Source organism: Streptosporangium sp. NPDC005286, from assembly GCF_040607515.1.
In the GTDB taxonomy this organism is placed as follows: domain Bacteria; phylum Actinomycetota; class Actinomycetes; order Streptosporangiales; family Streptosporangiaceae; genus Streptosporangium.
Window position 1 is genome coordinate 1 of the sequence record NZ_JBEXGU010000248.1, and the last position, 10,019, is coordinate 10,019.

General features: G+C 68.3%; 8 protein-coding genes and 1 riboswitch. Of the genes, 4 read left to right on the forward strand and 4 right to left on the reverse strand.

Going from position 1 to position 10,019, the window contains the following annotated elements:
* Window positions 1–70: 70 nt before the first annotated feature.
* Window positions 71–667 (reverse strand): HD domain-containing protein, encoded by a 597-nt coding sequence (locus tag ABZU75_RS43045; RefSeq protein ID WP_355568143.1) that lies wholly within the window; start codon window positions 665–667, stop codon window positions 71–73.
* Window positions 668–923: 256 nt separating this feature from the next.
* Here ABZU75_RS43045 and ABZU75_RS43050 point away from each other — a divergent pair, with 256 nt between their 5' ends.
* Window positions 924–2,561: a heparinase II/III family protein gene (locus ABZU75_RS43050; protein WP_355568146.1), complete on the forward strand. Its 1,638-nt coding sequence runs from the start codon at window positions 924–926 to the stop codon at window positions 2,559–2,561.
* Between the two features lie 153 nt (window positions 2,562–2,714).
* On the opposite strand, the gene cimA is transcribed toward ABZU75_RS43050, so the two are convergent.
* Window positions 2,715–4,289, reverse strand: coding sequence for a citramalate synthase (gene cimA, locus ABZU75_RS43055; RefSeq protein WP_350914750.1), 1,575 nt, complete (start codon window positions 4,287–4,289; stop codon window positions 2,715–2,717).
* A gap of 277 nt (window positions 4,290–4,566) precedes the next feature.
* Here cimA and ABZU75_RS43060 point away from each other — a divergent pair, with 277 nt between their 5' ends.
* Together ABZU75_RS43060 and ABZU75_RS43065 are read left to right on the forward strand one after the other, a co-directional pair.
* Complete coding sequence (locus ABZU75_RS43060; protein ID WP_355568150.1) at window positions 4,567–5,220, forward strand: O-methyltransferase; 654 nt, start codon at window positions 4,567–4,569, stop codon at window positions 5,218–5,220.
* Between the two features lie 102 nt (window positions 5,221–5,322).
* The gene (locus ABZU75_RS43065) at window positions 5,323–5,916 is read left to right on the forward strand and encodes a Uma2 family endonuclease (protein ID WP_355568153.1); all 594 of its coding nucleotides are present in this window, start codon (window positions 5,323–5,325) and stop codon (window positions 5,914–5,916) included.
* 319 nt (window positions 5,917–6,235) lie between these two features.
* On the opposite strand, the gene ABZU75_RS43070 is transcribed toward ABZU75_RS43065, so the two are convergent.
* Entirely contained in the window at window positions 6,236–7,330 is a 1,095-nt protein-coding gene (locus ABZU75_RS43070) for a branched-chain amino acid aminotransferase (protein ID WP_355568156.1), read from the reverse strand.
* Between the two features lie 171 nt (window positions 7,331–7,501).
* The gene (locus tag ABZU75_RS43075) at window positions 7,502–8,548 is read right to left on the reverse strand and encodes a 3-isopropylmalate dehydrogenase (protein WP_355568159.1); all 1,047 of its coding nucleotides are present in this window, start codon (window positions 8,546–8,548) and stop codon (window positions 7,502–7,504) included.
* Window positions 8,549–8,689: 141 nt separating this feature from the next.
* A riboswitch (cyclic di-AMP (ydaO/yuaA leader) is annotated at window positions 8,690–8,920 on the forward strand.
* Between ABZU75_RS43075 and ABZU75_RS43080 the strand changes: the two genes are divergently transcribed.
* Window positions 8,908–9,504: a C40 family peptidase gene (locus ABZU75_RS43080; RefSeq protein ID WP_355568163.1), complete on the forward strand. Its 597-nt coding sequence runs from the start codon at window positions 8,908–8,910 to the stop codon at window positions 9,502–9,504. (Overlaps the previous riboswitch by 13 nt.)
* Window positions 9,505–10,019 lie beyond the last annotated feature (515 nt).

Below are 10,019 nucleotides of genomic sequence, written 5' to 3' on the forward strand. Positions count from 1 at the left end.
CGGGGCCCCGCGGCCGCTTGCCGGGGGTCGCCCCCCCCCCCCCTCGTTTCCGGGAGCGGGGCCTACCCGCTCAACGGTCCAGAGGGTTGGCGGCGATCCGCTCGGCGATCCCCGAGCGGACGAACCGCCCGGCCAGGCTGTCCGGCTTGCGCGCGGCCTGGTCCGCGAAGCACCCGGCGAACTCCGGGCCGATCCCCAGCCTGGGGTAACGCTCGAGCACCTCGGCCCGGAGCCCGGCGGGGAAGTCCTCCGACCCCCGCCCGGAAATGTCCAGCCCGGTGGACAGTTCGAGCAGGTGCCCCTCGGGATCCCACCCGGGGTCCACGCCGTCCCACATGTGGCGTACGACGATCTCCGACGCGCGCACGCGGCGCTCGACGGGCCATCCGGCCCCGGCGGCGAAGACCCATGCGACATGGCCCCCCGCCTCCTCGAACGGCACGGTGTGGCTGTCGAACTCCTTGACCAGGCCGATGTCGTGCATCATCGACGCGACGTACAGCAGCTCGGCGTCGAAGGCGATGTCGTTCATCGCACCGTAGGCCGCCGCCCACAGGTAGGCGCGCACGGAGTGGTTGAGCAGGGCGGGCGAGCAGTAGGCGGTCGCCACCTCCAGCGCGCCGCGGGCGGCCGGTGTGTCGGGGATCACGATGTCGGCGAGTCTCATATGCCCAGCCTGCCGAAACGCGGTTACGCCCGCGAGTGGCCGCAGGGACATCGACCGGCAGGATCAGGCCACTCGCGCCGGGAAACCTGGGAAACCTGGGAAACCCGCATCTAGTTGCTAACGATGTCCCGGAAGCACCCATCCCGACTTGACCGTTTTGGTGGGATTCGGACAGCATGATCCACTCCCCTCGTTCGGCCCGGAAGGAACTGGCGTGCGCCGCCGCACACAAGCACTCGCTCTCTCCCTTGTCCTCTTGACGACCTGTGGCGCCACGGCCGGCACCGCGGAAGCACGGGAGGTAAAACGCACCGCCGAGTGCCAGGGTGACTGGCTACCGGCCACACCGACGGCGGCGGACATCATGAACGGCGAGGTCGCCTTCCTCGACCTGGCCCCGGTGAAGATCGGCAAGAACGTCGACTGGCGCACCGATCCCTACCGGAACCGCTCCTGGAGCATGGTCTTCCACTCGCTGCGCTGGATGGGCCGCCTCGTCGCCGACTACGAGACGAACGGCAACGAGGCGTACCTGGCGCGGGCCGTCGAGATCGCCAAGGACTGGGTGGCCGACAACCCCCGCGGCGGCGCGGGGGCCAGCCCGTACGCCTGGCAGGAGCACCCGATCGCGCTGCGCGCCCCCGCGCTGGTCTGCCTCAGCAAGCACGTCAACGAGTCGTGGCTCTCCCGCAGCCTGGCCGAGCACGCCAAGATGCTGTCGGACCCGAAGCTGTACGAGAAGGGTCACAACCACGGCATCGACCAGGACATCGCGCTGCTCGGCATCGGCTGCCGCTATGGCCGGGATCAGTGGTCCAGCCTCGCGATCAGGCGGCTCACCGAGACCGTGAAGCTCGACGTCGACTCCCAGGGCGCGCTGCGCGAGCAGGCCCCCCGCTACGCGATCTACGTCTACGAGCGGCTGAAGGTCGCGATGGACAACATCAAGTCGTGCGGGCGGAAGGTGCCCGCCGACATCGCACGCCGCTGGGAGTCGCTGGAGGACTTCATCTCCCACTCCACCCAGCCCGACGGGTTCATGGTCCCGATCGGCGACGGCGGCGCGGACGTGCGGCCCGTCGGCTACTCCCACCCGAAGAAGACGGTGCGGGTGTTCGGCAACGGCTATGTCTACGGGCGCACCGCCTGGGACAAGCCCGAGTCGGCGTTCTACTCCATCCGCTTCGGGCCCGGCATGAAGTACCACGGCCACGAGGACCACCTGGGCGTGACCTACTACGCCCAGGGCCGCGACGTCCTGGTCGACGTCGGCTTCGACTCGTACGAGAACAGCGGCTACCGGCACTGGACGATGTCGGCCGAGGCGCACAACACCTCGATCGTGTCCGGGGCCAGGTTCCGCGGCAAGACCGCCACCACCCTGAGCAGATCCTCGATCGGGTCCGAGCGGCAGAGCTACCGGCTGACCGACAGGGCCTACGGCGTGCCCAGGACCCGCTCGGTGCTCGTCAACCACGGCAATGACCTGATGGCCGTGCTGGACACGGTCCCCAAGGGCTCCTCGGTCCGCAACATCTGGCACTTCTCCCGCGACCTGTCCACCGTCTCGAACAGCGGCGGCCAGGTCGTGGTGAAGGACAAGGCGGGCTGGAAGGCGACGCTCGTGCAGGTCTCGATGCCCTCCTGCAAGCCGGTCGGCGGGCTCAAGGTGATCCGCGGCCAGAAGAACCCCTACCAGGGCTGGGTCTCCTCCGCCTACCTGCAGAGGCACCCCGCGCCCGCGGTCGTCGCCCCCGCCTCGGGCGACTCCGTGCTGACCGTGCTGGTGCCCGGCACCGGCACGCCGTCGCTCTCCTGCGCGGGCGGCAAGGTCAGCGTGGAGACCTCCGAGGGCCCGGTGAGCTTCCGCGTCGGCGGCGCCGACCTCTCCTGACGGCCTCGCCCCCGGCTGAACCGGCCTGGCCGGGGGCGCTCGGGGCCGCTCACGCCCGCCGGGTCAGGAGGGCGCCCGGCTGGGCGACCCCGACCTGAGCCGCCCGGCCACGCCCTCCGGAGGGCCTCCCGTACGCGCCCTTCGGGGGCCGCCTCAGTCGGTGTGGCCGGCGCGCAGCAGGCCGTAGGTGACGGCCTGCTCCAGCGCCTGCCAGGACGCCTCGATGATGTTCTCGTCGACACCGACGGTGGACCACTCCCCGGCCGCGTCGCTGGAGGTGATCAGCACGCGCGTGACGGCGTCGGTGCCGTGCGTGCCCTCCAGGATGCGCACCTTGAAGTCGATCAGCTCGACCCCCGCCAGCTCGGGGTAGAGCCGCTCAAGTCCCTGTCGTACGGCCCGGTCGAGGGCGTTGACCGGACCGTTGCCCTCGCCGGTGGCGACGATCCGCTCGCCCTTGGCGTGCAGCTTCACGGTGGCCTCGCTGACGACCTCGCCGCCGCGGTTCTGCTCGACGATCACTCGCCAGGACTCGACCTGGAAGTGACGCCTGCGCTCGCCCGCGACGGTGTCGCGGAGCAGCAGCTCGAAGGAGGCGTCGGCGGCCTCGAAGGTGTAGCCCTTCGACTCCATCTCCTTGACCCGCATCACCAGCTCCCGCGAGGTGTCGGGGGCCAGCTCGTAGCCCAGCTCGCGGCCCTTGAGCTCGACCGAGGCGCGTCCGGCCATGTCGGAGACGAGCATGCGCATGTCGTTGCCGACCTCGGCGGGGTCGATGTGCTGGTAGAGGTTGGGATCGACCTTGATCGCGCTGGCGTGCAGCCCGGCCTTGTGCGCGAAGGCGGAGACCCCGACGTAGGGGGCGTGGGAGTTGGGGGTGACGTTGGTGACCTCGGTGATCGCGTGGGCGATCCTGGTCATGTCGGCCAGCGCCTCCCTCGGCACCAGGTCGAATCCCCGCTTGAGCTGCAGGTTGGCCACGACCGTGAACAGGTTGGCGTTGCCCGAGCGCTCCCCGTAGCCGTTGGCGCAGCCCTGCACGTGTGTCGCGCCCGCCTTCACCGCGGCCAGGGAGTTGGCGACCGCGCAGCCGGTGTCGTCGTGGCAGTGGATGCCGATCCTGGCGGACGTGCCGACGGCGGCCTGCACGACCTCGGCCAGCTCGTCGGGGAGCATGCCCCCGTTGGTGTCGCAGAGCGCGATGACCGAGGCTCCCGCCTCGGCGGCGGTGCGCAGCACCTCCAGCGCGTACGCCGGGTTGGACTTGTAGCCGTCGAAGAAGTGCTCGGCGTCGAGGAAGACCCGCTGTCCCTCCGCATGCAGGTGGGAGACCGTGTCGCGGATCATCGCGAGGTTCTCCTCCAGGGTCGTGCGGAGGGCCAGCTCCACGTGCCGGTCGTGACTCTTGGCGACAAGGGTCACGACCGGCGCGCCGGATTCGCGCAGCGCGGCCACCAACGGGTCGTCGGCTGCCTTCACACCTGCCCGGCGGGTCGCGCCGAACGCGGCGAGCTGCGCGTGCTTCAGGTCGAGCTCTGTTTGAGCTCTCCTGAAGAACTCTGTGTCCTTGGGATTGGCCCCCGGCCAGCCACCCTCGATGAAACCGACGCCCAGGCCGTCCAGGTGACGCGCGATGGCCAGCTTGTCGGCCACCGTGAGATTGAGCCCCTCCTGCTGGGCTCCGTCACGGAGGGTCGTGTCGTACACGTGGAAGCGGTCGTCGGCCATGTCGTTCTCCTTCGCGGTTAGATGATTCGCCGCGCGCTCATTCGGCTCCGAGAAACAAAAAAACCCCTCACGGACGTGAGAGGTCTGCGCGCTGGCGGTGTCCCTTTTCAGCCAGCGCGCCTGCCGATAATGAGCAGACCGTAGAACATGATGCTTTGGAGTCTGCCACACGCTGACAGCATCTGACACATCGATCTTAGGATTTGAGACCCGCGATCCGCCGACACGGCTCGGGTTCACCCCCCGCGACCACCTCGTACCGACCAGAATGAGGCCCATGAAGGCGACCTACCTCGACCCCGCCGTGGGGCAGTATCTGCTCGCGCACACCACCCTGCCCGACGACGTCCTCGACGCGCTCGCCGTCGAGACCCGCGAGCTGACCGGCGACAGCGCGGGAATGCAGATCTCCCCCGACCAGGGGCGCTTCCTCACCATGATCGCCCAGATCGGCGGCGCCGGGAACGCGGTGGAGGTGGGCACCTTCACCGGCTACTCATCCATCTGCCTCGCCCGTGGGCTCGCCCCCGGCGGCCGGCTCACCTGCTTCGACGTGAGCGAGGAGTGGACGGCGGTCGCCCGGAGATACTGGGAGAAGACGCAGGTCTCCGACCGCATCGAGCTGAGGATCGGCCCGGCGGCCGAGCGGCTGCGCGAGCTCCCCGAGCACCCCGGGGTGGATCTGGCGTTCATCGACGCCGACAAGGTCAACTATCCCGTCTACTACGAGATCCTGATGTCGCGGCTGGTCCCCGGTGGGGTGATCCTCGTCGACAACACGCTGTGGAGCGGCCACGTCGCCGATCCCGGCAGGGACGACGAGACGGTCAGGCACATCCGCGAGTTCAACGACATGGTCAGCGCCGACGGACGGGTCACCTCGATCATGCTCCCCATCGCCGACGGCCTCACCATGATTCGAAAGCACTGACGAGAACTTTTCCGAATCCCGGGCGGACGGGAGTCTTTTCGATTACTTTAAGCGACATGGCAAACACGTTGCGCCCATCCGCACGGAGGGAAGGATGACCGCATGGCCAAGGTTCTGGATCGACCAACCGAGAGAGCACCACAAGAAGATCTCCGCGATGAACTTGTCAGGCGACTCCCAGAGATGTGCGAGCAATGGCCTGACCGGCGCGTCGAGCTCATCAACGGCCGGATCGTGGTGAGGGAGTTGCCTACCGACAGCCACAACAACATCGTCTTCTGGGTTCTCACCCACCTTCTCGGCACGGTGACCGAGCATGGCTGGAAGATCTGGAACGACATCAAGATCCATCTCGGCCCTCAAGCCGAACGTTACCGCCCCGACCTCACCGTCGTGCCACGTAATCCAAGGATGTGGGACAAGAACGAGGTCTACGGTGACGTCACGCTGCTCGTGGTGGAGGTGGTCTCCCCAAGCAGCGTCAACGACGATCACGTCGTCAAGCCGCAAAACTGCGCGTTGGCAGGTGTCCCGCTCTATCTCGTCATCGATGCTTTCGACGAGCAGATCCGGCTTCTCAGCAGCCCCAGCCCTAAGGGGTACCAGCAGGAAAACATCGTCAAGTTCGGCGGCTCCCTGAAACTTCCCGAGCCGTGGAACCTCACGATCGACACCGACGAACTGCCCGAAGGATAGCCCTGCCCGCGGAGGAGGCCTGGCCAGTTGGAGACCGGGCCTCCTCCGGCTGGGGACCCCACGGTGACCGGCCATGAACGTGTTGGCCGGATCTCCTCGCCCCCTTACGCAGCACCTGTCACCGCATCGTTCCCACTTCACACCTGGGGATCCCGTCACAGGTCAGGTGCCACACAAGAGCAAAAACCCATCGAGGTCGCACGCGGGACTGGCCCTGTGTTCCGCACGTGACCCCGATTGACCCGGGGTGATCACCCGCGACACTGAGATCAGATATAGCTGCCGACCTGCAACGATGCAGCACATGCGGAAAACGGGACTAGCAGATCTTGTGGACCCAGTTGTGCGGGTCCGGGCGGGAACCGTACTGGATGCCCACGAGTTCCTCGCGGATCCGCTCGGTGACCGGCCCCTGGGTGCCGTCGCCGATCGTCCAGGCGCGGTCGGCGCCCTTGACCGAGCCGACCGGGGTGACCACCGCGGCGGTGCCGCAGGCGAAGACCTCGGTGAGCTCGCCCGACTCGCAGCCCCGCTGCCACTCCTCGATCGACAGCCGCCCCTCCTCCGCCCGCAGGCCGAGGTCCGAGGCCAGGGCGAGGATCGAGTCGCGGGTGATGCCCGGCAGCAGCGTGCCGGTGAGCGCCGGGGTCAGCAGGCGGTCGCCGTAGACGAAGAACAGGTTCATCCCGCCCATCTCCTCGACGTAGCGGTGCTCGCTCGCGTCCAGCCAGACCACCTGGTCACAGCCCTGCTCGACGGCCTGGCGCTGGGCCACGAAGGCCGCCGCGTAGTTGCCGCCGCACTTGGCGAAGCCGGTGCCGCCGGGGGCCGCGCGGGTGTACTCGGTGGAGAGCCAGACGCTGACCGCCTGCCCGCCACCGAAGTAGGCCGCCGCCGGAGAGGCGATCACCATGTACTTGTAACTCCTGGAGGGGTAGTTGACCCCGAGCGCAGGCTGCGTGGCGATCATGAAAGGGCGCAGGTAGAGGCTGTGTCCGGGGGTGGTCGGCACCCACTCGCGGTCGGTCTGGACGAGCAGTTCCAGCGACTCGACGAACGTCTCCTCGGGCAGCTCGGGCATGGCCATCCGCAGCGCGGAGGTGTTGAAGCGGGCGGCGTTGGCCTCGGGGCGGAACGTCACGATCGCGCCGTTCTGCTGGCGGTACGCCTTCATGCCCTCGAAGAGCTCCTGCGCGTAGTGGAAGACCGCGGTCGCGGGGTCGAGGCTGAGCGGGCCGTACGGCATGAGCCGGGCGTCGTGCCAGCCCTCGCCCTCGGTGTAGTCGATCGAGATCATGTGATCGGTGAAGACCTGGCCGAACCCCGGAGCCACCATTACCTGCTCGCGCTCGGCCGCGGTGCGAGCGTGGTCGGAGAGCTGCACGTCGAAGCTGAGCTTCTGAGCGGTGGTCATGACGCGGATCCTTATCTTGATGTCTGGCTTACCCTCGGGTCCATTCTGCGTTGGACCGGGTAACGGGAAACTACTGCATCCATGCCGAAAACCGGCAGTGCGTGGGAAACAAAAAACGCCCGGCGGCTCGTAGGAGCCGCCAGGCGCATCGGGGTCGAGGGGGCGGCTTCCTCAGCCGGCTACTCGCGCGGTGATGTCGTCACCGATCTCCTGGGTGGTCCGGCCGGTCCAGCCGGCCAGCCGCTCGAGCAGGTCGTCGGCGACGGCCTGCTCGACCCGGGCCGCCTCGTCGGCCAGTCCCAGGTGGTCCAGGAGCATGGCGACCGACAGGATGGTGGCGGTCGGGTCGGCCTTGCCCTGGCCCGCGATGTCGGGGGCACTGCCGTGGACCGGCTCGAACATGCTCGGCGCGGTGCGGTCGGGGTTGACGTTGCCGCTGGCCGCCAGGCCGATGCCACCGGCGATCGCCGCGCCGATGTCGGTGAGGATGTCACCGAAGAGGTTGTCGGTGACGATCACATCGAAGCGCTCCGGCTGGCTGACGAAGAACATCGAGGCCGCGTCGACGTGGCAGTAGTCGGTCTGGACCTCGGGGTACTCCACGCTGACCCGGTCGAAGGTGCGGGCCCAGAGGTCACCGGCGTAGGTGAGCACGTTGGTCTTGTGGACCAGCGTCAGCTTCTTGCGGGGGCGGGCCACCGCCTTCTCGAAGGCGTAGCGCACCACGCGCTCGACACCGTAGGCGGTGTTCAGCGACTCCTGGGTGGCGATCTCGTACGGCGTGCCGCGGCGCATGGCGCCTCCGGCGCCGGCGTAGGGGCCCTCGGTGCCCTCCCGGACGACGATCATGTCGATGTCCTCGGGGCGGGCCTTGCCCAGCGGCGTCTCGACGCCGGGGAAGAGCTTGACCGGGCGGAGGTTCACATAGTGGTCGAGCTGGAAGCGGAGCTTGAGCAGCAGGTCGCGCTCCAGGATGCCCGGGGGCACGCTGGGGTCGCCGACCGCGCCGAGCAGGATCGCGTCGTATCCGCGTAGCTCGTCGAGCAGCGGGTCGGGCAGGGTCTCGCCGGTCTCGTGGTAGCGCTTGGCTCCGAGGTCGTACGTGGTGGTCTCCACCTTGGTGCCGACCGCTTCGAGGACCTTCAGGCCCTCGGTGACGACCTCGACTCCGATCCCGTCCCCGGGGATGACCGCCAGGCGAATGTTACGCGAATCCATGCAGGCACCTTACCTGTCCGTCTCGGTGATCGAACACCGGTCTCACTCTTCGGACGTGTCCGCGCGTCCACCCGTGTGATCACTTTGTCCTTTTTTGCTCCCTATTGACCGTTTCGCGAGGTTTCGTTATCGTCCTCCCCATTCACATCGACGCCTAATCCGTACGGACCACCCCCTTACCGGCCCGTACGGAGCCGGGGAACCACTTTTTCCGGGATCCACCGGGCCCCCGGGAACCCGCTCCTCCCCCGGAGCGCGCTCCCGGCCGCCATCACGGGATTCCTTGGGGCGAATCGGCGCGCTCTCGCGCCGTAGGGCGGCCTCCACGCCCGAGCCCGACAGCTCACCCGGCCGGCCTTATGGAAGGAATCATCCTGTCCGGCAAGATGTACTCCCGCGTCCTGTCCATTCTCGTCTCAGGTGCCGCGGTGTTCGCGGCCTCGGCCATGGCGCCGACTGCGGCCCTGGCCGCCTCCCCTCTCCCCTCCCCCGAAGTTCCCGCGCTCGGCACCGTCAGGCTGAAGGCGGCACTGAAAAGCGCGACCCCCAGGCCCGCCTGGCAGAAGGCCGTGAAGTGGGCCATGTCCAAGCGCGGCACGCCCTACGTCTGGGGTGGCACCGGCAACGGCGGCTTCGACTGCTCAGGCCTGATGCTCCGTGCCTACGGCGCCGCCGGGATCAAGCTGCCCCGCGTCACCACCGACCAGTACGCCGCCTTCTCCAAGAAGATCGCCTGGAAGGACCTCAAGGCCGGTGACCTGGCCTTCTTCAGCGGCCTCGGCCATGTCGGCATGATCACCAGACCCGGTTACATGGTCCACGCCCCGCGAAGCGGCGACGTGGTCAAGGAGGAGAAGCTCAGCGCCTGGCGCCGGTCCTCCTTCGTCGGCGCGGTGCGCCCCGATCCGCAGGGGGTCAAGTCGACCGAGCAGATCGAGATCGCGACCGGCGGATGAGACACGCCGGCTGATCAGCCGCGGGACCCCCGCCGGCACTGGGAACAGGTTCAGTGGATGGGGGAACCACCGTTGTCCCGGCGGTCCAGGGCGGTCTGGAGCGCCTCGGCGGCCTCGTCCTTGACCTCTTCGGCGTGGTTCCAGGGATACATGTCGTACATGGCGAATCTCGTCTCGGTCGCATGCGAGCAGGGGCAATGGTCGAGACTCCGATCAGGGCTCCGACCAGGCCTGATGTCACGGGTCCGGATCACGGACCGGTGATCTGGGGCGTGGCGCCGGAGAGTTGCCGGCCCACCCCTGTCAGGCCCCGTCGCGGCAGGCTGGGACCTGGCGCATTTCATCCCAGGCTACCTGGCGGCCGGAACACCGTCTCGCCCGGCGTACACACTTCTCACATACTGAGACGAAAGGTGCCCCCCGCCCCCCCGGGGGGGGCGGCGGCCACCTTGGTGGATCCTTTGCCTACTGCGGTCGCCCAGGCGGCGCCTCGCCGCGTTGTCGTCGGTCACCGC

Bases quoted from the DNA above. Each gene is read 5' to 3' on its own strand.
- ABZU75_RS43070 (WP_355568156.1), bottom strand. From the start codon at position 7,330: ATGACCACCGCTCAGAAGCTCAGCTTCGACGTGCAGCTCTCCGACCAC.
- ABZU75_RS43065 (WP_355568153.1), top strand. From the start codon at position 5,323: ATGGCCAAGGTTCTGGATCGACCAACCGAGAGAGCACCACAAGAAGAT.
- cimA (WP_350914750.1), bottom strand. From the start codon at position 4,289: ATGGCCGACGACCGCTTCCACGTGTACGACACGACCCTCCGTGACGGA.
- ABZU75_RS43060 (WP_355568150.1), top strand. From the start codon at position 4,567: ATGAAGGCGACCTACCTCGACCCCGCCGTGGGGCAGTATCTGCTCGCG.
- ABZU75_RS43045 (WP_355568143.1), bottom strand. From the start codon at position 667: ATGAGACTCGCCGACATCGTGATCCCCGACACACCGGCCGCCCGCGGC.
- ABZU75_RS43075 (WP_355568159.1), bottom strand. From the start codon at position 8,548: ATGGATTCGCGTAACATTCGCCTGGCGGTCATCCCCGGGGACGGGATC.
- ABZU75_RS43080 (WP_355568163.1), top strand. From the start codon at position 8,908: ATGGAAGGAATCATCCTGTCCGGCAAGATGTACTCCCGCGTCCTGTCC.